Below are 20,424 nucleotides of genomic sequence, written 5' to 3'. Positions count from 1 at the left end.
GTGGGCGGGTGGTGGCGGCGCGCTACCGCGACCGCGAGAACGCCGCGTCGAACGCGGCCTCGGGCGGCGCGATCGTGCCCAGCTTCCGGACGAACGCCAGTGCCTCCGGCCCGCCGACGAGCCGGTCCATGCCGGCGTCCTCCCACTCGACGCTCGTCGGCCCGGCGTACCCGATGTGGTTCAGCACGCGGAACACCCGCTCCCACGGCACGTCCCCGTGCCCGGCGGTGACGAAGTCCCACCCGCGCCGGGGGTCGCCCCACGGCAGGTGCGACGACAGTCGTCCGTTGCGCCCGTCGAGCTGCTTCACCGACTCCTTGCAGTGCACGTGGTACACCCGGTCGGCGAAGTCGAGCAGGAACGCGGCGGGGTCGAGGTCCTGCCAGACGAAGTGCGACGGGTCGAAGTTGAACCCGAACGCGGGGCGGTCGGCGAACACCTCGAGCGTCCGCTTCGCCGTCCAGTAGTCGTAGGCGATCTCGGAGGGGTGCACCTCGAGCGCGAAGCGGACGCCGACCTCCTCGAACACGTCGAGGATCGGCGACCACCGGTCGTGGAAGTCCTGGTACCCGGCGTCGATCATCGACGCGGGCACGGGTGGGAAGCCCGCGACGGTCTTCCAGATCGAGGATCCGGAGAACCCGGTGACGGTGTCGACCCCGAGCGCCGCGGCGGCACGCGCGGTCCACTGCAGTTCCTCGGCGGCACGCTGCCTGACGCCCTCGGGGTCGCCGTCGCCCCACACGTGCGGCGCGAGGATGTCCTCGTGCCGCTGGTCGATCGGGTCGTCGCACACGGCCTGGCCGGTGAGGTGGTTCGCGATCGTCCAGACCTGCAGCCCGTTGCGCTCCAGGATCGCCGTGCGGTCCGCGACGTACGCCGGGTCCGTCGCGGCGCGGCGGACGTCGAGGTGGTCGCCCCAGCAGGCGATCTCGAGGCCGTCGTACCCCCACTCGCCGGCGAGACGGGCGACCTCCTCGAAGGGCAGGTCGGCCCACTGGCCGGTGAAGAGGGTGACCGGCCTGGAGGCGCGGGTCGTCACCGCCTCGTCGGTTCCGTCCGTCGTCGTCATCGTCGTCGTCCTTCCTCGCTGCGTGTGCTGGTCACCATGATCCCGGGGTCGCGCCGGCGGGGACCGTCTCCGGCCGGTCGACGCGGGACGCCACCGTGACGACGGTGTGCTCCCGCGAGGCGGTCTGGACGGCCTCCATGACCTCGAGCACGTGGAACGCGAGGTCCCCCGACGCCCGGTGCGGCCGGTCGGTCGCGATCGCGTGCGCCATGTCCGCGAGTCCGTACCCGCGGCCGGCGTCGGCGTACCCGGCCGACACGGGCAGCTCGCGCCACTCGCGGTCGTCGGCCGTCGCGATCGACACCGGGTCCGAGAAGCGGTTCGGGTCCGGGACGGCGAGACTGCCCGCGGTGCCGTGCACCTCGAACAGCGGCGCCCGGGTCGCCCACACCTCGAACGAGACGGTGACCGTGGAGACGACTCCGCTGGCGTGTTCGAGCACGGCGACGACGTGGGTGTCGACGTCGACGGGGATCGGTGCGCCGGCGAACGGCCCGGTCGCGATGGTCCGCTCACGGGTCGACCGGGTGGCGCTGCCGCTGACCCGGGCGACGGGGCCGAAGAACTGCACGAGGCTCGTCAGGTAGTACGGCCCCATGTCGAGCAGCGGGCCGCCGCCGGGCTGGTAGTAGAACGCCGGCGCCGGGTGCCAGAGTTCGTGCCCCGGAGCGCTCCACGACACCGCGGCACCGACCGGGTCGCCGATCAGCCCGTCGTCGAGTGCTGCGCGCGCGGTCTGGATCCCCGTCCCGAGCACCGTGTCCGGCGCGCTGCCGACCCGCAGGCCCGAGCGTGCGGCCAGTTCGAGCACCGGTGCGGCCTCGGCCGTCGCGAGTGCGAGCGGCTTCTCGCCGTAGACGTGCTTGCCGGCGTCGAGGGCCCGGGTGGCGACCTCGGCGTGCGCGGCCGGGATCGTCAGGTTGAGCACGACGTCGACGTCGTCCGCGGCGAGGAGCTCGTCGACGCTCGTGCCCCGGACGCCCTGGGCGTCGCCCACCGACCGGGCGCGGTCGACGTCGAGGTCGGCCACGGCGGTGAGCGCCAGGCCGGGCAGCGCCGGGAAGTGCTCGAAGTACTGCTGGCTGATGTTGCCGACACCGACGACACCGACCCGCAGTGCCGGACCGTTCACCGGGCTGCCCACAGGAGTCCCCTCTCGATGATCGTGCGGAGCGGCTGCGACTCGACGACCTCGAGCCGGTGCCCGGGTGCCGAGACGAACACGCGTCCCTCGCCCCACTGCCGGGTCCAGATCGCCGGCGCGGTCACCGGACGGTTCCAGGCGTCGAAGTCCCGCGCCTCCTGCGTGGTCGTCGCCAGCACGTCGTTGTACTCGTCGGAGAGCACCCAGTACTGCTCGGTCACGAGGTCGAAGTCCTCGATGCCCTGCGTGATCGGGTGCTCGTGCCCGAGGTCGGTGATGTGCACCGTGTACGGGATGTAGTTGTCGGACTGCTCGCCGGTGCGCTCCGACGGGTGCTTGCCCGCGTGGTGCGCGAACTGGCCGCCGATCATGTGGAGGTAGTCGGCGGTGTTGCGGAACGCGTCCGCGATCCCGCCGTGCCAGCCCGCGAGGCCGGCGCCGCCGAGGACGGCCCGCTGCAGCCCGGCGAACTCGTCGTCGGCGATGGTGGACATCGTGACGACCTGCACGATCAGGTCGACGTCCGCCATGACCGACTCGTCGGCGTACACCGCGGTCGAGTCCGACACCTGCACGTCGAACCCGTTGTCCCGCAGGAACGGCACGAACGCGTCGGTGGTCTCGACCGGCATGTGCCCGTCCCACCCGCCGCGGACGACGAGGGCGTGCTTCGTCGGAGCCACTCAGATCACCGTCCAGGCGCTGCCGTCGGCGGCGCTCCGCTCGACCGCGTCGAGGACCCGCTGCACGTGCAGCCCGTCCTCGAACGACGGCGACGGGTCGGTGCCCGCGACGATCGCCTCGACGAAGTCCTTCACCTCGTGGCTGAAGGTGTGCTCGTACCCGATGAGGTGCCCGGTCGGCCACCAGGCGGCCATGTACGGGTGCTCGGGCTCGGTGACCAGGATCCGCTGGAAGCCCTGCTCCCCCGCGGGTGCCGTGGCGTCGTAGAAGCGCAGCTCGTTCATCGACTCGAGGTCGAACTGGATCGCACCCGCCGACCCGCTGATCTCGAGCGTGAGGCCGTTCTTCCGGCCGGTCGCGTAGCGCGTCGCCTCGAACGTGCCGATCGCCCCGTCGGCAGCGCCACCGGCGAGCCGTCCGAGGAAGAAGGCGGCGTCGTCGACGGTGACCTGCCCGCGTTCGGTCGAGGCGGTGCCGGACAGCCCGACGCCCTCGGCCATCAGCGGACGTTCGGTCACGAAGGTCTCGAGGGTGCCGGACACGGTCGACAGCTGTGCGCCCGTGACGTGCTCGACGAGGTCGATCGCGTGCGCGCCGATGTCACCGAGCGAGCCGGAGCCGGCGAGCGCCTTGTCGAGCCGCCACGTCATCGGGCCGTCCTCGTCGGCGAGCCAGTCCTGCAGGTAGAGCGCGCGGACCTGTCGGACGGTGCCGAGCCTCCCGTCCTCCACCAGCCGCTTCGCGAACGCGATGGCGGGCACCCGGCGGTAGCTGAAGCCGACCATCGCGCGGACGCCGTCCGCCCGTGCGGCGGCGGCTGCCGCGGTCATCGCCTCGGCCTCGGCGACGGTGTTGGCGAGGGGCTTCTCGCACAGGACGTGCTTGCCGGCCTCGAGCGCCGCGATCGCGACCTCGACGTGGGACGAGCCGGGCGAGCAGATGTCGACGACGTCGATGTCCGGGTCGGTGACCACGGCGCGCCAGTCGGTGGACGCGGCCTGCCAGCCGTACTGCTGCCGCGCCGCCTCGGTCCGTTCCGGGTCACGGCCGACGATGACGGCCATCTCCGGTTCGACCCCGAGGTCGAAGAACCTCGGTGCGGTGCGCCACCCCTGTGAGTGCGCGGCTCCCATGAAGCCGTGGCCCACCATGGCCACTCGAAGTCGGTCCTGTGCCATCCGCTCGCTCCCTTGCGATCACGTCCTTGCCAGAGTCAACACTACCGCTTATGTTGGGCGCGGCAACATTTTGTTTCGACGACGAACGGTGACCACCATGGCAACGACGCCCACCCGTGCAGACAAGTTCTCCTTCGGTCTCTGGACCATCGGCTACAACGGATCCGACCCCTTCGGCGGCCCGACCCGCCCCGCCCTCGACGTGGTCGAGGCCGTCGAGAAGCTCGACGAGCTCGGCGCCTACGGCCTGACCTTCCACGACGACGACCTCTTCGCGTTCGGCTCGACCGACGCCGAGCGCCAGACGCAGATCGACCGCCTGAAGGGTGCTCTCGACGCCACCGGCATCGTCGTGCCGATGGTCACGACGAACCTCTTCTCCGCCCCGGTGTTCAAGGACGGCGGCTTCACCTCGAACGACCGCCAGGTGCGCCGGTTCGCGCTCCGCAAGGTCCTGCGCAACATCGACCTCGCCGCCGAGCTCGGCGCGTCGACGTTCGTGATGTGGGGCGGCCGCGAGGGTGCCGAGTACGACAGCGCGAAGGACGTGCAGGCCGCGCTCGAGCGCTACCGCGAGGCCGTGAACCTCCTCGCCCAGTACGTCACCGACAAGGGCTACGGCATCCGGTTCGCCATCGAGCCGAAGCCGAACGAGCCCCGCGGCGACATCCTGCTGCCGACCCTCGGCCACGCGATCGCGTTCACCGAGACGCTCGAGCGCCCGGAACTCTTCGGCATCAACCCCGAGGTCGGCCACGAGCAGATGGCCGGGCTGAACTTCACGGCCGGCATCGCCCAGGCGCTGTACCAGGGCAAGCTCTTCCACATCGACCTCAACGGTCAGCGCGGCATCAAGTACGACCAGGACCTCGTCTTCGGGCACGGCGACCTGCAGAACGCGTTCTCGCTCGTCGACCTGCTCGAGCACGGTGCGCCCCAGGGCGGCCCGGCGTACGACGGCCCCCGCCACTTCGACTACAAGCCGAGCCGCACCGAGGACATCACGGGCGTCTGGGACTCCGCGGCCGCGAACATGCGCATGTACCTCCTGCTCAAGGAGCGCGCGCAGGCGTTCCGCGCCGACCCCGAGGTGCAGGCAGCGCTCGAGGCCTCGAAGGTCGGCGAGCTGTCGACGCCGACGCTCAACGACGGCGAGTCGTACGACGCGTTCCTCGCCGACCGCTCCGCGTACGAGGACTTCGACGCCGACGCGTACTTCGGCGGCAAGGGCTTCGGCTTCGTGAAGCTGCAGCAGCTCGCCATCGAGCACCTCATGGGCGCTCGTGGCTGACCTGGTCGCAGGGGTCGACTCGTCGACCCAGTCCTGCAAGGTCACGATCCGTGACGCCGCGACCGGCGCCGTCGTCCGGGAGGGACGCGCGTCCCACCCGGACGGCACGTCCGTCGACCCCCGCCACTGGTGGGACGCGCTCGGCACCGCCGTCGCGGACGCCGGCGGGCTCGCCGACGTCGGTGCCGTCGCGATCGCCGGGCAGCAGCACGGCATGGTCGCGGTGGACGCGGACGGCCGCGTGGTCCGCGACGCGCTGCTGTGGAACGACGTCCGCAGTGCCGACGCGGCCGCGCAGATGGTCGCGGAGCGGGGCCAGGAGGCATGGGTCGCCCGCACGGGTCTGGTGCCGGTGGCGTCGTTCACCGGTACCAAGCTGCGGTGGCTCCGCGACGCGGAGCCCGAGAACGCCGGCCGGGTCGCGGCCGTCGCCCTCCCCCACGACTGGTTGTCGTGGCGGCTGCGCGGGTACGGTCCGGCCGACGAGAGTCCGCTCGGCCCCGGCCTCGACGCCCTCGCCACCGACGGCTCCGACGCCAGTGGCACGGCCTACTGGGACCCGGTGCGGCGCGAGTACGACGCGGAGCTGTTCGAGTCGGCGCTCGGACGACCGATGCGCGTCGCCGGTGCCACGGGTTCCGCGGACTCCGTCGTCGTGCCGCGGGTCGTCCTGCCCGACGAGGCGATGGGCGCGCTCACCGCGGACGTCCAGCTGCCGAACGGCGCGGTGGCACCCTCGGGGCTCCTCGTCGGCGCCGGACTCGGCGACAACGCCGGGGCAGCGCTCGGCCTCGGACTCGGCCCGGGTGACGTCGCGGTGTCCCTCGGCACGAGCGGCACGGTCTTCGGGGTCACCGACGCCGAGGTGCGCGACCCGAGCGGGACCGTGGCGGGCTTCGCCGACGGGAGCGGGTCGCGCCTCCCGATCGTCACGACGCTCAACGCGGCGCGCGTGCTCGAGGTGATCGGCGGCCTGCTCGGCGTGGACCACGACGCGCTCGGCGAGCTGGCGCTGCAGGCGCCGGCGGGTGCCGACGGGCTCGTGCTCGTGCCGTACTTCGTCGGCGAGCGCACGCCGAACCGACCGGACGCGACGGCCTCGCTGCTCGGCATGACGCCGGGGACGACGGACCGGGCGCACCTCGCCCGGGCCGCGGTCGAGGGGATGCTGTGCGCGCTCGCGGACGGCCTCGCGGCGGTCGAGGGCACCGGTGTCACCGTCGAGCGGCTGCTGCTCATCGGCGGTGCCGCGCGCAACGAGGCCGTGCGGGTCGTCGCTGCGCAGGTGTTCGGTCGTGACGTCCTCGTGCCGGAGCCGGGCGAGTACGTGGCGGCCGGCGCGGCGAAGCAGGCGGCGTGGGTGCTCACCGGGAGCCTGCCGGCGTGGGAGACGGCGACCACGGTCGTGGCCGGCGACCCGCACCCCGAGGTGCTCGAGCAGTACCGGGCTGCCGCGCGCTGAGCGGCTGCTCGTCCGTTCGTCCGTCCGTTCGTCCGTTCGTCCGTTCGTCCGTTCGTCCGTTCGCGGACACTCCCGCCCCCGACGCCGTCCACCACGGCGTCGGGGGCATCATCGTCCCCGGAGGAGACCACATGCCGTACACCGACCTGCCCCTCGACGCCCTGCGCGCCTACCGACCCGACGTCCGCCGGCCGGACGACTTCGACGCCTTCTGGGCCGACACCGTCGCCGACGCACGGGCCGCCGGGTCGGGCACCGACCCCGTCCTCGCCGCCGCCGACACCCCGGTGACCGGACTCGTCATCGAGGACCTCACCTTCCCGGGCTTCGCCGGCGACCCCGTCCGGGCCTGGGTCTCACGACCGGTCGACGCCGCCGGGCCGCTGCCGGTCGTCGTCGAGTTCCTCGGCTACAACGGCGGTCGCGGGCTGCCGGGCGAGCGGGTCTCGTGGGCCCTCGCCGGGTACGTGCACGTCGTGATGGACACCCGCGGCCAGGGCAGCGGGTGGGGATCCGGCGGCGACACCCCGGACCCGCACGGCTCCGGCCCGCACATCGGCGGCTGGATGACGAGCGGCATCGGGTCCCCCGCCGACCACTACTACCGGCGCGTGTACACCGACGCCGTCCGACTCGTCGACGCCGTCCGCTCGCTGCCGGGCGTCGACCCGGACCGCATCGCGCTGACCGGCGGGAGCCAGGGCGGCGGGATCACCATCGCCGCGGCCGCGCTGGTCGAGGCGCACGTCGGACCGATCACGGCGCTCCTGCCGGACGTCGCGTTCCTCAGCGACTGGGAGAACGGCACCGCCGTCGCCGTGGGTGGTCCGTACCTCGAGCTCGCGCGGTACCTGTCGGTGCACCGCGACGCGATCGACACCGTGTGGGACACGGCCGCGTACTTCGACGGGGTGCACTTCGCGGCGGGGATCACCGCGCCGGCGCTGTTCTCCGTCGCGCTCATGGACGACGTGGTCCCGCCGCGGACGACCTTCGCGGCCTACAACGCGCTCGGCTCGGTGGACAAGGCGATCGAGGTGTACCCGTACAACGGGCACGAGGGCGGCGGGTTCGCGCACTGGGAGCGGCAGGTGGCGTTCCTGCGCGAGCGGGGCTGAGCGGCCGGGCGACGCGCGGGTCAGTACCAGCGGCGGACGAACTGCTCCAGGACGTTCTTCACGACCTGGACGGGGCCCGGCGCGGGCTCCCCGCTGTCGCGGCCGATCCGGCGCAGCAGGGCGGCCTGGGCGTCCTCGTACTCGGCCACCTCGTCGGCGGAGTAGTCCGACGGCGGGACGGTCCGGATGGCACTCACCGCTTCGAGCCGCTCCAGCCCCCACCGGAACCCGACCGGGTCCGGCGCCGCTTCGACGAGCGCCACGAGGGCTGCGTCGGAGTAGGTGCCCCGGGGATCGGCTGCGGCGGAGATGAAGTCCGTCAGCCCGCGGAGCGCCGGCCCCGACCCGCCGGCTCGCATGTGCACGCGCCGCGCTCGGCTGCAGAGGTCGTAGAGGAGTCCGTCGTCCACGGACCGAGCGTGGCACACCGGAGTGCCTCCACGCCACCAGGACTGGGTACTCCCCCGTCGGGCGTCGCGCTCCTAGGCTCGGTCGCCGTGACCGACATCGCTCCCGGAGCCCACGTGCCCGCCACCCGACCCGACGCCGCGCCGACCGCAGGTGCTCCGACCGCGGTCGCTCCGCTGAGCCTCATCGCGGTCGTGGCCATCGCGCTCGCCTTCGTCGCGCCGATCGGCGGGGTCGTCGTCGGGTTCATCGCCCGCCGTGAGGTCCGCCGCACCGGCGAGCGCGGCGACGGCCTCGCCTTCGCGGCGGTGCTCATCGGCGCGACGCTGACGCTCGTCACGGTCGTGCTGCCGGCCGCCGTCGCCGCGTCCGGCTTCCTCGGGTTGGGCGTGCCGTTCGGCCTCGGCCTGCCGTTCGGCGCGGGGTCCTGACCGTCAGTGACCGACGAGTGACGTGACCGCGTCGACGACGATCTGCCGTCGCCGCGCCGGCACCACCGCGCGCGTCAGGGCCTCGGACTCCGCGGAGGCCTCGCTCCAGAACGCCGCGAGGTGCAGCACGAGGCCGAGCAGCACGGCGGGTCGGTAGCTGCGCGGCAGGACGCCGGCCCGCTGCGCCCGCTCGACCTCGGCGACCATCGTGGTCCGGCGTTCGACGATCGCCTCGAGCGGAGCGGCCGACGCGCGCTCGAGCCGGTGCCAGGTCGCCAGCCGCTGGGCCCAGGGCCGCTCGGTCCACGAGTCGTGCAACCGGCCGGCGAACCCGGGCAGGTCGTCGGTGTCGAGCGGGACGAGGTCGAAGGTCTCGGCGACGGTCTGCTCGACGAGCGCGTCGAACAACCCCTCCTTGCTGCCGAAGTAGTGGAAGACCTGCGCCTTGTTGCTCGACGCGGCGGCAGCGATCCGCTCGACCTTGCCGCCGACGAGCCCCGCCGTGGCGAACTCGTCGCGCGCGGCGAGCAGGAGGCGTGCGCGGACGGCGTCGGCGGCTGGGGGCGTGAATCGTGCCATGCCGACCACCGTACCGATCCGGACGGTCGTCCCGGGGCGTCAGGGACCACCGTCCCCGCGGATCAGGACGACGCCACAGTGACGAACAGGTACACGGCGAGCGCGACCGAGCAGCACGCGATCGCGACCCGGAGGACCCCGTGCGGCACCCGCCGGGCGACGGTCGGTCCGACGAGCCCGCCGACCACCGCCCCCGCGCCGAGGGCCACGGCGGCGGACCACACGACGTGCCCGGACACCGCGAACACGACCGCCGGCAACAGGTCCGCGGCGAGGAGCAGCACGTTCTTCACGGCGTTCGCACGGTGCAGGGACGACTCCCCGGTGAGCAGCAGCACGGCGATCATGAGCACACCGGACCCGGCGCCGAAGTACCCGTTGTAGACGCCGACCCCGACGATCCCGGCCGAGGCGGCGGCGCCGTGCCCACCCGCGGCGGCACCGGCGGCCCGTGCACGACGACGGTCGATGAACGGCTGCAGCAGCAGGAGCAGTCCCCCGGCGAGCACGAGGAACGGGACGATGCGGTCGAAGAGGTGCGCCGGTGTGACGACCAGGAGCACCGCGCCCGCGAGCGAGGCGGCGACGGTCGTCGGCATCCAGCGACGCAGGACCGCGGGTTCCGCGCGCACCTCGTGCCGCGCGCGGAACGCGGAGCTCGCACCGCTGCCGACGAGCGCGACGGAGTTCGTGACGTTCGCGGCGAGCGGTGGGACCCCGACGGCGAGCAGCGCCGGGTAGGCCACGAGCGAGGTGATCCCGCCGGCGGTGCCGATCACCCCGGCCACCACGCCCGCGACGACGAGGATCCCGACGGTCAGCACGCTCCATGCTGACACGGCGCGGTGGCCGGGGGTGCGATCAGTTGATGCAGGTGCCCTGCTTGCCGTACGCGTTGCCGACCGGGGTGGACGACGGGGTGGCCGCGGGCGCGGACGACCCGGCGCCGGACGAACCGGAGGCGCCGGAGGTGCCGGAGCCGGACGACCCGGAGCGAGCGCCCGTGCCGGAGCCGGAACCGGCCGAACCCGAGCCGGAGCCGGTAGAGCCGGAACCGGCCGAACCCGCGCCGGAACCGGACCCGGATCCGGACCCGGCAGCCCCCGCGGCCCCGACCGTGTGCCCGTCGGTCCCGAGCACGAGCGTCACCCCCGACACCGTGGCCGACAGGACCGCCGTGGCTCCGGGGACCGCCGCCACGACGGCCTTCGCCGCGGCCTCGGCGCCCTTCGGGTACTCGACGACCGTGGCCGCCGTGGTGGTGGTGTCGCTCGGCGCCCCGACCACGAACCCCTTCGCCGTGAGCGCTGCCGAGGCGGCCGTCGCGCCGCCCGGCGTGGAGCCGCCGTTCTGCACGGACACGTGCACGCTCGACGGGGACGCCGCCTTCGCCGCCGTGTACGCCGCGGGCGCGCCCACGATGCCCTGGATGAACGCCGGCACCGCGCCGAAGTCCACCGCCACCGTCGAGTAGCCGTCGATGGTCGGGGTCCCCGCGGTGGGGATGGTCGTCGACCGGATGCTCGACAGGTCGATGCTGCGGAACGTGTTGACGAGGCTCGGGATGCTCAGGCCGTCGTCGATCTGCACGGCGTCCCCGACACCGTGCAGCAGGTCCGACACCTTCACCGGGTTGAGGAGGGTGCCGGCGGAGAGGACCTTGCGGGCCTCCTGCGAGAGGAAGTACTGCTGGCGGACCTCGCGGTCGAGGTCACCGCGCGGGAGCCCGTCGCGCTGCCGGACGAACGAGAGCGCCTGCGAGGCGTTCAGCGTCGAGTTCCCTGCGGGGAGGTCGACGTTCGAGTTCGGGTCGTGGGCGGGTTCGTTCAAGCAGACCTGGATCGGCCCGAGCGCCTTCACGAGCTGGTAGAAGCCGAGCAGCGAGACGCGCACGAAGTGGTCGATCTGCAGGCCGCTGATGTTCTCGATGGTCTGGATGAGCAGGCGCATGCCACCGGCGTCGCCGCCGCCGTTCGCAGCACCGTCCGAGAACGCGCTGTTCAGCTTGAACGTGCCGTGGCCGGGGATCGGCACCCACGAGTCGCGCGGGAACGAGATCATCGTCGCGCTGCCCCCGCCCGCGGGGATGTGCAGCACGATCATGGTGTCGGTGTTCGTCGCCCCGTCGTCGAGCTGCGTGCCGAGCTCGGCGAGCTCCTGCGGGGTGGCGTCGGCCGGACGGTGGTCGTCCCCGACGAGCAGGATGTTCTCGGCCGACCCGTCGACGTCGGCGGACGCCGAGGGGTGCGGGAGCGCCACGTGCACCTTGGTCACGGCGCTGTCGAGCTGCGCGTACGACCAGGCCGTGTACCCGCCCGTGAGCACGAGTGCCATCGCGAGGACGCCGCCGATCGCCGGGAAGAGGGTGCGGGCTGCGCGCCGCTGGCGACCGTGGCGGACGGCACCGCGCGCGGTCGGCACGATCGGGTGCTGGCCCCCGTCAGGTTCGTCATGCATGGCGTCACCCTAGGGACGGTCGCTGCACGCGTGCGGAGTCCGCCTGCGGAGCGGTTCAGCGTCCGACGCGCGAGAGCGACTCCGACAGGGCGTCCCTCGTCGCGAGGAGCCGCTGCGCCCGCGCGTCCATGTCGTCCCGGATCGCGACGACCTGGTCGATGATGCCCGGGCACTGGTCCTCGACCTTCCGGCCGCGGGTGCACGGCAGGACCTGTTCGATGAGCGCGGTCGGCAGCCCGAGGTCGAGGAGCATCTTGATCGTGCCGACGGTCTCGACGTCGGACTCGTCGTACTCGCGGTAGCCGTTGGCCCGGCGCTCCGGCCGGATGAACCCGAGCTGCTCGTAGTAGCGCAGCGACCGGGCACTCGCCCCGCTGGCCCGGCTCAGATCGCCGATCTGCATCGTCGCTGCTCCTCGCTTGACCTTGACACTGATGTCAGAGTTTAGCGTGCCGTCCATGCAGATCTTCGTCATCGGCGGCACCGGCTACTTCGGCTCGGTCCTCGTCGAACACCTCCGTTCCGCCGGCCACTCCGTCACCGCGCTCGCCCGTTCCGAGCAGAGCGCCGCCCGCCTGCGAGCGGCCGGCGCAGTACCCGTCGCCGGCTCGATCGCCGACACCGAGGTGCTCCGCACAGCCGCCGCGGCCGCCGACGCGGTGGTGTACGCGGCCTCGGACTACGCACCGACCGCCCAGTCGACCGAGGACGAGCTCGCGGCCGTCCGCGCCGTCACCGCCGGAGCAGCAGAAGCCGCCGGAACGAACGGAACGCCCGGAACGCCCGGAACGAACGGAACGCCCGGAACCACCGGGACCTCCCCGAAGCCCGTCGTCTACACCTCCACCGGACTCGTCTACGGCTTCGACCCGACGGACGTCACCGAGGACGCGGTCCTTCCCGAGGTCAGCGCCCAGCCGGTCAAGGCGCAGGCCGAACGCATCGTGCTCGGCGCGCCGGGCATCACCGGGATCGCCGTCCGCGCCGGGCTCGTCTTCGGCCGCGGCGGGACCGGGCTCGTCACCGGCCTCATCGACGCCGCCATCGCGAACGGCGCCGCGACGTACATCGGCGACGGTGCGAACGCCTGGTACCCCGTGCACGTCGACGACCTCGCCGACCTGTACGTCCGGGCGATCGAGCACCCGGTCGCCGGCGTCGTCAACGCGGTCGGTTCGGTGCCGTTCACCTTCCGGGAACTCGCGGAGGCGATCGGCGACCTCACCGGCACCCCGAGCGTCTCCGTCCCGCTCGAGGTCGCCGAGGCGCAGATGGGCCCGGCGGTCCGGACGCTGACGACGTCCACACACCTCCTCGCGACGAAGGCACGGGCCACCTACGATTGGCACCCGTCCGAGCGGTCACTCGTCGAGGACGTTCGGAACGGGTCCTACACGGCTCCGCCGCGCCCCTGACTCACCGCGTCGGCGGGGACCACACCGGTGTCCCGCCGACGGCCTCGGCGATGCGTCGACTGACCGCGCCGAGCTGCCGCACCTGGGCCGGCGTGAGCGCGTCGAAGACCACCCGCCGGACGAGCGCCTGGTGCGCCGGCGTGGACGCCACGACCTGCTCGTGCCCACTGTCGGTGAGCACGGCGAGGGTGAACCGCCCGTCGGTCGGGTCGACCACGCGGTGGACCCACCCCTTCTGCTCCAGCCGTGTCACCGCGCGGGACAGCCGCGACAGGGTGCCGCTCGCGGCGGCGGCGAGCACGCTCATCCGCAGCGTCCGGTCGGGTTCGCTGTCGAGGGCGAACAGGACGCCGTGCTCGAAGTGCGTCAGGCCGCTGTCACGCTGCAGCTGCGCGTCGAGCGCGGTCGGCAGTCGTTCGAGCACGGTCGCGAGGGCGACCCAGACCTCGAGCTCCTCAGCACTGAGCCCGGTGGTGGCGACGTCGTCCGGCATGGGGAGAGCGTACCACCGTGACTTGCTCAGGCAAGTGATCCTGCGTAGATTGACTTGCCCAGGCAAGTGAACGACACGACAGGAGTACGACGTGGATCTCGACATCAGGGGCCGGACGGCGTTCGTCAGTGGCTCGACGCAGGGCATCGGGTACGCCGTCGCAGCAGCCCTCGCGGCGGAGGGAGCCCGCGTCGTGCTGAACGGACGGGAACGCACGGGGGTCGACGCCGCCGTCGCCCGGATGCGAGCGGCGCTCCCGGGCGCCGAAGTGTCCGGGATCCCGGCGGACTTCGCCGACCCGGCGCAGGTGGACGCGCTGCTCGAGCAGCTCCCGGAGGTCGACGTGCTCGTGAACAACGTCGGACTGTTCGGCCTGGCCGACTTCGGATCGGTCGACGATGCCGAGTGGCAGCGGTACCTCGACGTCAACCTGATGAGCGGCGTCCGACTGTCCCGGGCACTGCTCGACCCGATGGTCGAGCGCGGCTGGGGCCGGATCGTGTTCGTCAGCAGCGAGTCCGGCGTGAACGTGCCCGTCGACATGGTGCACTACGGCGTCACGAAGGCCGCGGTGATCGCGCTCGGCAACGGCCTGGCGAAGCGGACCCGCGGGACGGGCGTCACCGTGAACACGGTCCTCGGCGGCCCGACCTGGTCCGACGGGGTCGCGGCCACGATCGAGACGATCGCGTCGGCGCAGGACGCCCCGGTCGAGGCCGTGCAGGCCGCGGTGATCGGGCAGAACCGCACGACCCTGCTCGAACGGTTCATCCGGCCCGACGAGATCGCGGACCTCGTCGCCTACCTCGCCAGCCCGCGGGCGTCCGCCACGAACGGTGCGGCGGTCCGCGCCGACGGCGGGGTGCTCACCGGGATGCTCTGACCCGGATGCCGGCCACGGACGCGACGGGAGGCGCGGTGCGAGCCCGCACCGCGCCTCCCGTCCGTCCCGTCGTCGGTCCGGTCAGACCCGCTCCCAGGTGACCGTCCGCCGGTCCGACGGCTCGACCTCGCGCACCGGCCCGGTGACGCGGACGACCGCACGCGCCGTGGCGGACCCGGGGACGGGCGCGGGGCAGGTCCCGCCGCCCACCGCGACGATCCCGTCGGCGCGCACCCCACCGGTCGGTCCGGACGCCGCGGCGTGGGACGCGACCCACACCTCCACGTCCCCGGGCTCGACCACCTTCCGCAGGGCACGGTCGGTGAACGAGAACCGCTGGACGGGCACGCTGAACCGCAGGCGCACGGACTCCCCCGGGCCGAGCGCGACCCGGGCGTAGCCGAGCAGCTGGGCGACCGGCCGGGTGACGCTCCCCTGCACGTCGTGCCCGTACAGCTGCACCACGTCCTCGCCCGCACGCTCCCCGGTGTTCCGGACCGTCACCCCCGCGTCGAAGGCCCCCGCGCTGGACACGGTCGGGTCGACGACGAGCTCCTCGTACGCGAAGGAGGTGTACGAGAGCCCGAACCCGAACGGCCGGACGGGCGTCGAGTCGGTCGCGGTCACGTCGGACGGCCCGCCGAGGCGCGGGTGCAGGTACGTGTACGGCTGCGCGCCGGCAGCCCGCGGGAGCGAGACCGGCAGGCGACCGGACGGTGTGGCGGCGCCGGTGAGGAGGTCCGCGATCGCGAGACCGCCGCCCTCGCCGGGGAAGAACGCCTGCACCACCGCGGCCGGACGGGGAGCGTCGCCGTCGAGCGCCCACCCGATGGCGTACGGCCGTCCGGTCAGGAGCACGACGACGGTCGGCGTGCCGGTGGCGACCACCGCCTCGACGAGCTCGCGCTGGACGCCCGGCAGGTCGAGGGACTCGGTGTCGTTCCCCTCGCCGACGGTCCCGCGGCCGAACAGTCCGGCCTGGTCGCCGACGACGACCACCGCGACGTCGGAGCGCTCCGCGACCGCGACCGCGTCGTCGAACCCGGAGCGGTCGTCGCCGGTCACGGCGCAGCCCGCGGCGAACCGGACGGTGTCGGCCCCGAGCGACTCCGTCAGCGCCTCGCGCACGGTCGGGATGGCGAAGCCGAGCGGCAGGTCCGGGTGCGCGGCGAGCACGTGGTTGGCGAAGGAGTAGCACCCCTGCAGGGCCTCGGCGCGATCGGCGTTCGGCCCGATCAGCGCCACCGACGCACCCGGGGCCAGCGGCAGGACCGGCGCCTCGGGTCCGTTCGACAGCAGCACGAGCGACCGCGCCGCGAGCTCCTTCGCGAGCGCCCGGTGCCGAGGGGTGTCGAGGTCGATCCCGGTCGGCGGCTCGTCCTCGAACGCGTCCGGGTCGAGCAGCCCGAGCCGATCCTTCTGCCGGAGCACACGGAGCACCGCACGGTCGACCAGCGCCTCGTCGACGTCACCGGAGCGGACACGGTCGACGAGCGGCCCGAGGTACGCGTCCCCGGTGGGCAGCTCGACGTCGATGCCCGCGGTGAGGGCGAGTGCGGCCGCTTCGCCACGGTCGGCGGCGACGCCGTGCATGACCTCGAGGAACGCGACCGAGAAGTAGTCGGCGACCACCGTGCCGTCGAACCCGAGCCGGCCCCGGAGCAGGTCGGTCAGCAGGTCACCGTTCGCCGCGACCGGCACGCCGTCGACCTCGGCGTACGAGTTCATGACGCTCCGGGCCCCGCCGTCGCGCAGCGCCATCTCGAACGGCGGCAGGAAGACGTCCGCGACCTCGCGCGGCCCGGCGTGCACGGGAGCGTGGTTCCGCCCCGCCTGCGACGAGGAGTACCCGAGGAAGTGCTTGAGCGTCGCGTCCACCCCGGCGCGCTGCAGGCCCCGGACGTAGGCGGTGCCGATCGTCCCGACGAGGTACGGGTCCTCGCCGATGCACTCGTCCACCCGCCCCCACCGCGGGTCGCGGACGACGTCGAGCACCGGGGCGAGGCCCTGGTGCACGCCGAGCTGTCGCATCGAGTCGCCGATCGCCTCGCCGACCTGCTCGACGAGCTCCGGGTCGAAGGCGGCGCCCCACGCGAGCGGCGTCGGGAACGTGGCGGCCTTCCAGGCAGCGAGCCCGGTGAGGCACTCCTCGTGCACGAGTGCCGGGATCCCGAGTCGCGTCTCGCGCTTGAGTCGTCGCTGCTCCGACCACAGCCACGCCGCGCGCTCGTCCGGCTCGACGGGGCGGGTGCCGTAGACGCGGGTGAACTGGCCGAGGCCGTGGCGCGTGACGTCGGCCAGGGTGCGGCCGTCGGCGTCGTCGTGCGCCGCCATCTCCCCCTGCATCGGGGCGACCACGCCGTTCTGGTCGAGCCAGTAGCCGACGAGCTGCGCGGTCTTCTCCTCGAGCGTCATGGCGGCGAGCAGGGCGGTCGCGCGGTCGGCGCCGGTCGCGTCCTCGACACGGCCCGGGTCGGACTGGAGGCGCGGCTCGCGTCCGACGGTCCGTGTCGCGTCCGTCGCCGTCACCCCTTCACCGCCCCGGTCAGGCCGCCGACGATGCGCTTCTGGAAGATCGCGAAGAACACGAGCGCCGGGATCATCGAGAGCGAGGTGAACGCGAGCACCCGGGCGGTGTCGACCGAGTACTGGGACGCGAACGCCTGGACCCCGAGCGGCAGCGTGTAGGTCGACGCGTCGTTCAGGATGAACAGCGGCAGGAGGTAGCTGTTCCAGCTGCCGATGAATGCGAGGATGCCGACCGTCACGACACCGGGGAGCGACAGCGGCACGACCATCCGGAAGAAGAACCCGAGCTTGCTCGCGCCGTCGATGGCGGCCGCCTCCTCGAGCTCGTCCGGGATCGCCCGGAGGAACGGCACCAGGATGATGACCGTCGTCGGCAGGGCGAACGCGATCTGCGGGAGGATCACACCAGCCAGGTTGTTCGTCAGGCCGAGGTCCTTCACGAGGATGTAGAGCGGCGTGATGGCGACCGTGATCGGGAACATCAGACCGGCCGCGAACAGCGAGTAGAGCGCGCCGCTCCCCCGGAACCGGTACCGGGCGAGCACGAAGCTCACCATGAGGCCGAGCACGACCACGCCGAGGGTGGTGGTGACGCCGGCGATCACCGAGTTGCCGAGCTGCTGCCAGAACACGCCGCTCGTCAGGACGTTGACGTAGTTGCCGATCTGCCACGGGTTCGGCAGCCCTGCCGGGCTCGCGGTGATCTGCGAGTTCGTGCGGAACCCGCCGAGCACGATGTACGCGACCGGCCCGATGCACACGGCGATGAACAGCAGCGCGATGAAGTACGTGCCGAGGTTGCGCTCACGCCGGACGGGTCCGGTGTCACGCTGGCGGCGCTTCGGCGCGACGATGGAGGCGGTGGCGGTCATCGGTCGCTCTTCTCGGTCAGGGCGCCGGCGGTGTCGCGGCGCAGGACGAACCGCTGGTAGACGAGGGCGACGACCAGCGAGATGAGGAAGATCACCACGGCGACGGCGTTGCCGTACCCGTAGTTGCCGGACAGGCGGCCGTTGCCGACCATGTAGGTCGCCATCGTCGAGGTCCCGGCGGTCGAGGCGATGTACTGCCCCCAGATGATGTAGACGAGGTCGAACAGCTGGAGCGACCCGATGATCGACAGGAACGCCCAGATGCGGAGCGTCGGTCCGAGGAGCGGCAGCGTGATGCGTCGCTGGATCTGCCAGTAGCTCGCGCCGTCGAGCTGCGCGGCCTCGAACAGTTCCTCGGGGATGCTCTGCAGGCCGGCGAGGAAGAGGATCACCGCGAAGCCGATGTACTTCCACGAGATGATCCCGAGCAGGGTCCACAGCGCGATGTCCGGGTTCGACAGCCAGTCGTTGCGCAGGCCGCCCAGACCGATGCTCTGCAGCAGGTCGTTCAGGGCACCGCTCGACTGGAGCATGAGGCTCCACCCGGTGCCGACGATGACCTCGGAGATGACGTACGGCAGGAAGATGAGGACGCGGATGAGCCCGCGGCCGCGGATGCGCTGGTTGAGCAGCAGCGCGAGCACGATCGCGATCGGACCCTGCACGACGAGCGAGCCGATGACGATGAACAGGTTGTGCCAGAGCACCGCCCGGAAGTCGGGGTCGGTGAAGATCACCGTGTAGTTCTGCAGGCCGACGAAGTCGACCGGGGCGCCGTAGCCCTGCCACTTGTAGAAGCCGTAGTAGGCGGCGAGTGCGACGGGCAGGATGACGAACCCGACGAACATGATCACCGCCGGACCGGCGAGGACGGCGATCTCGACCCGGGTGCGGACGTCGGTGCCCTTGCGGGCCCGGCGGGCCGGGGCCGACGGCGAACCGTCGGCCCCGCCCGTGCGACGCCCCGTCCCGGCCGGCGCTTCGTTCGAGCGCGGTGCGACGGAGGTGGTCATGTGTCTCAGCCCTTCGCCGCGGCCTGGTTGACGGTCGACACGATGTCCGAGACGGACCCCTTGCCGGCGAGCAGGTTGACGACGCTGGTGTTGAGCGCGTTGCCGACGTTCTGGCCGTAGAGCGTGTCGAGGTAGTTCGAGACGAACGGGGCGTCGTTGTACGCCTTGAGCACCGTGGTCAGGTACGGCTCGGTCACGACCGACTGCGCGTCCTTGTTCGCGGGGATCGAGTTGAACGCCTTGTAGTAGTTCTCCTGCACGCTCTTCGTGGTGACGAAGTTGAGGAAGTCGGTGCAGGCCTTCTTCGGGGCCTTCGCCGAGCAGGAGAGCCCGCCCACGGCGCCCATCATCGAGCCGGGCGCACCCTTGCCGCCGGAGACCTCCGGGAACGGGAAGAAGCCGAGGTCCTGCAGCGGCTTGCCGTCCGGGGTGAGCGAGGAGATCACGCCCGGGTCCCAGGCACCCATGAGCTCCATCGCGGCCTTGTGGTTCGCGACGAGACCGGCGGAGCTGCCGGCACCCTGCTGGGCCGAGGTGGTCAGGAAGCCGTCGTTGAAGGGCTTCGTGTCGAAGAAGGCCTTGGTGTCCTCACCGGCCTGCTTCCAGCACTTGTTGTCGAACTTCAGGTCCTGCGCGGTCTTGTTGAGCACGTTCGACGAGCAGGCCCGCAGTGCGAAGTTGTAGTACCAGTGCGCCGCGGGCCAGGCGTCCTTCGCACCGACGGCGACCGGCTGGATGCCCTTGTCCTTGAGCTTCTGGATGTCGGCGTTCAGCTCGTCCATCGTGGTCGGCGTGCCCTCGATACCGGCCTCCTCGAAGAGGTCCTGGCTGTACCAGATGCCCTCGGGGTCGACGTTCGTCGGCATCGCCCAGGTCTTGCCGTTCAGTTCGAAGGCCTTGAACGATCCGTCGCTGATCCCGCTCTTGGCACCGGAGCCGATCGAGTCGGAGATGTCCAGCAGCTGGCCGGCGTTGACCATCGCGGCCATCTTGCCGCCGCCGCGCTGCGAGAACACGTCCGGGGCGGAGTTCGAGTTGAGGGCGGTCTGGAGCTTGCCGTCCAGGTCCTCGTTCTGGATGGCCTGGATCTTGATCGTGACGTTCGGGTTCTTCGCCTCGAACGCCTTGACGGTGTCCTGCCAGAAGGCCTTGCCCGGCCCGGTCGTCGAGTTGTTCCAGAAGGTCATCGAGACCTTCCCGTCGCCGCTGTCGCCCCCGGCGGCGTCGCTGCCGGCCGAGCAGCCTGCGGCCACCAGTGCTGTCGCCCCGATCAGCGCGATGGCTGCCGTGGCACGGATCTTCCTCGTCATCGTGGATCTCCTGAAGTGTCGTCGTTGACAATCAGCGACATCGACTGCCGCTGCGGAGAGCGTGCCAGGTGCCATCGAGCCGTGT

Annotated in this window: 20 protein-coding genes; 6 read left to right on the top strand and 14 right to left on the bottom strand. The window is 72.2% G+C overall.

Annotation, left to right across the window (positions count from 1 at the left end; all coding sequences use genetic code 11):
- Positions 1–22: 22 nt before the first annotated feature.
- Genes ACIPKM_RS05480 through ACIPKM_RS05465 form a run of 4 tightly spaced genes read right to left on the bottom strand, consistent with a single transcriptional unit; the run spans position 23 to position 4,078 of the window.
- Positions 23–1,072: a sugar phosphate isomerase/epimerase family protein gene (locus ACIPKM_RS05480; protein WP_402736333.1), complete on the bottom strand. Its 1,050-nt coding sequence runs from the start codon at positions 1,070–1,072 to the stop codon at positions 23–25.
- Positions 1,073–1,103: 31 nt separating this feature from the next.
- Positions 1,104–2,216 carry a Gfo/Idh/MocA family protein gene (locus ACIPKM_RS05475; RefSeq protein WP_071295274.1) on the bottom strand — a complete coding sequence of 371 codons (1,113 nt, stop codon included), beginning with the start codon at positions 2,214–2,216 and terminating at the stop codon, positions 1,104–1,106.
- The gene (locus ACIPKM_RS05470; protein ID WP_070419197.1) at positions 2,201–2,848 is read right to left on the bottom strand and encodes a ThuA domain-containing protein; all 648 of its coding nucleotides are present in this window, start codon (positions 2,846–2,848) and stop codon (positions 2,201–2,203) included. Before ACIPKM_RS05470 ends, ACIPKM_RS05475 begins: the two co-directional genes overlap by 16 nt.
- A 51-nt stretch (positions 2,849–2,899) precedes the next feature.
- The gene (locus tag ACIPKM_RS05465; protein WP_071295275.1) at positions 2,900–4,078 is read right to left on the bottom strand and encodes a Gfo/Idh/MocA family protein; all 1,179 of its coding nucleotides are present in this window, start codon (positions 4,076–4,078) and stop codon (positions 2,900–2,902) included.
- A gap of 97 nt (positions 4,079–4,175) precedes the next feature.
- Between ACIPKM_RS05465 and xylA the strand changes: the two genes are divergently transcribed.
- The 3 genes from xylA (at position 4,176) to ACIPKM_RS05450 (ending at position 7,949) form a co-directional block, all read left to right on the top strand.
- The gene (xylA, locus tag ACIPKM_RS05460) at positions 4,176–5,369 is read left to right on the top strand and encodes a xylose isomerase (RefSeq protein ID WP_092384350.1); all 1,194 of its coding nucleotides are present in this window, start codon (positions 4,176–4,178) and stop codon (positions 5,367–5,369) included.
- On the top strand, positions 5,362–6,831 hold the full coding sequence (locus ACIPKM_RS05455) for a xylulokinase (protein ID WP_402736332.1): 1,470 nt from the start codon (positions 5,362–5,364) through the stop codon (positions 6,829–6,831). The genes xylA and ACIPKM_RS05455 overlap by 8 nt, the downstream gene beginning before the upstream one ends.
- Before the next feature lie 131 nt (positions 6,832–6,962).
- Entirely contained in the window at positions 6,963–7,949 is a 987-nt protein-coding gene (locus ACIPKM_RS05450) for an acetylxylan esterase (RefSeq protein ID WP_261645690.1), read from the top strand.
- 20 nt (positions 7,950–7,969) lie between these two features.
- On the opposite strand, the gene ACIPKM_RS05445 is transcribed toward ACIPKM_RS05450, so the two are convergent.
- Positions 7,970–8,359 (bottom strand): hypothetical protein, encoded by a 390-nt coding sequence (locus ACIPKM_RS05445; RefSeq protein ID WP_175495961.1) that lies wholly within the window; start codon positions 8,357–8,359, stop codon positions 7,970–7,972.
- A gap of 87 nt (positions 8,360–8,446) precedes the next feature.
- Here ACIPKM_RS05445 and ACIPKM_RS05440 point away from each other — a divergent pair, with 87 nt between their 5' ends.
- A complete protein-coding gene (locus tag ACIPKM_RS05440; protein WP_402736331.1) occupies positions 8,447–8,788 on the top strand; it encodes a DUF4190 domain-containing protein in 342 nt (113 codons plus the stop codon).
- 3 nt (positions 8,789–8,791) lie between these two features.
- Here the strand turns inward: ACIPKM_RS05440 and ACIPKM_RS05435 are convergent, their stop codons facing one another.
- The 4 genes from ACIPKM_RS05435 to ACIPKM_RS05420 form a co-directional block, all read right to left on the bottom strand.
- The gene (locus ACIPKM_RS05435; RefSeq protein WP_402736330.1) at positions 8,792–9,367 is read right to left on the bottom strand and encodes a TetR family transcriptional regulator; all 576 of its coding nucleotides are present in this window, start codon (positions 9,365–9,367) and stop codon (positions 8,792–8,794) included.
- A 62-nt stretch (positions 9,368–9,429) separates the two neighbouring features.
- Positions 9,430–10,191 (bottom strand): sulfite exporter TauE/SafE family protein, encoded by a 762-nt coding sequence (locus ACIPKM_RS05430; RefSeq protein ID WP_402736329.1) that lies wholly within the window; start codon positions 10,189–10,191, stop codon positions 9,430–9,432.
- Positions 10,192–10,228: 37 nt separating this feature from the next.
- Positions 10,229–11,824, bottom strand: coding sequence for an LCP family protein (locus ACIPKM_RS05425; RefSeq protein ID WP_402736328.1), 1,596 nt, complete (start codon positions 11,822–11,824; stop codon positions 10,229–10,231).
- 55 nt (positions 11,825–11,879) lie between these two features.
- Positions 11,880–12,299 carry a MerR family transcriptional regulator gene (locus ACIPKM_RS05420; RefSeq protein ID WP_402736327.1) on the bottom strand — a complete coding sequence of 140 codons (420 nt, stop codon included), beginning with the start codon at positions 12,297–12,299 and terminating at the stop codon, positions 11,880–11,882.
- Between ACIPKM_RS05420 and ACIPKM_RS05415 the strand changes: the two genes are divergently transcribed.
- Entirely contained in the window at positions 12,283–13,239 is a 957-nt protein-coding gene (locus ACIPKM_RS05415) for an NAD-dependent epimerase/dehydratase family protein (RefSeq protein ID WP_071295282.1), read from the top strand. The two genes, ACIPKM_RS05420 and ACIPKM_RS05415, sit on opposite strands and share 17 nt — an antisense overlap.
- 1 nt (position 13,240) lies before the next feature.
- Here the strand turns inward: ACIPKM_RS05415 and ACIPKM_RS05410 are convergent, their stop codons facing one another.
- Positions 13,241–13,732, bottom strand: a complete 492-nt coding sequence (locus ACIPKM_RS05410) for a MarR family winged helix-turn-helix transcriptional regulator (RefSeq protein WP_071295283.1) — start codon at positions 13,730–13,732, stop codon at positions 13,241–13,243.
- A gap of 91 nt (positions 13,733–13,823) precedes the next feature.
- On the opposite strand from ACIPKM_RS05410, the gene ACIPKM_RS05405 reads away from it, so the two are divergent.
- Positions 13,824–14,615 carry an SDR family NAD(P)-dependent oxidoreductase gene (locus ACIPKM_RS05405; RefSeq protein WP_402736326.1) on the top strand — a complete coding sequence of 264 codons (792 nt, stop codon included), beginning with the start codon at positions 13,824–13,826 and terminating at the stop codon, positions 14,613–14,615.
- Positions 14,616–14,696: 81 nt separating this feature from the next.
- Here the strand turns inward: ACIPKM_RS05405 and ACIPKM_RS05400 are convergent, their stop codons facing one another.
- From ACIPKM_RS05400 to ACIPKM_RS05385, 4 genes are all read right to left on the bottom strand, one after another.
- A complete protein-coding gene (locus ACIPKM_RS05400; RefSeq protein ID WP_402736355.1) occupies positions 14,697–17,030 on the bottom strand; it encodes a glycoside hydrolase family 3 N-terminal domain-containing protein in 2,334 nt (777 codons plus the stop codon).
- 110 nt (positions 17,031–17,140) lie between these two features.
- Positions 17,141–18,016: a carbohydrate ABC transporter permease gene (locus ACIPKM_RS05395; RefSeq protein ID WP_309778797.1), complete on the bottom strand. Its 876-nt coding sequence runs from the start codon at positions 18,014–18,016 to the stop codon at positions 17,141–17,143.
- Positions 18,013–19,029 (bottom strand): sugar ABC transporter permease, encoded by a 1,017-nt coding sequence (locus ACIPKM_RS05390; protein ID WP_309778796.1) that lies wholly within the window; start codon positions 19,027–19,029, stop codon positions 18,013–18,015. The genes ACIPKM_RS05395 and ACIPKM_RS05390 overlap by 4 nt, the downstream gene beginning before the upstream one ends.
- Before the next feature lie 5 nt (positions 19,030–19,034).
- Positions 19,035–20,339, bottom strand: coding sequence for an ABC transporter substrate-binding protein (locus ACIPKM_RS05385; protein WP_229086973.1), 1,305 nt, complete (start codon positions 20,337–20,339; stop codon positions 19,035–19,037).
- Positions 20,340–20,424: the final 85 nt, after the last annotated feature.

It is taken from the genome of Curtobacterium sp. NPDC086286, assembly GCF_044746255.1.
Taxonomy (GTDB): domain Bacteria; phylum Actinomycetota; class Actinomycetes; order Actinomycetales; family Microbacteriaceae; genus Curtobacterium.
Note: the sequence above shows the minus strand (reverse complement) of the source record. Positions and strands in the feature narration are given on the sequence as shown.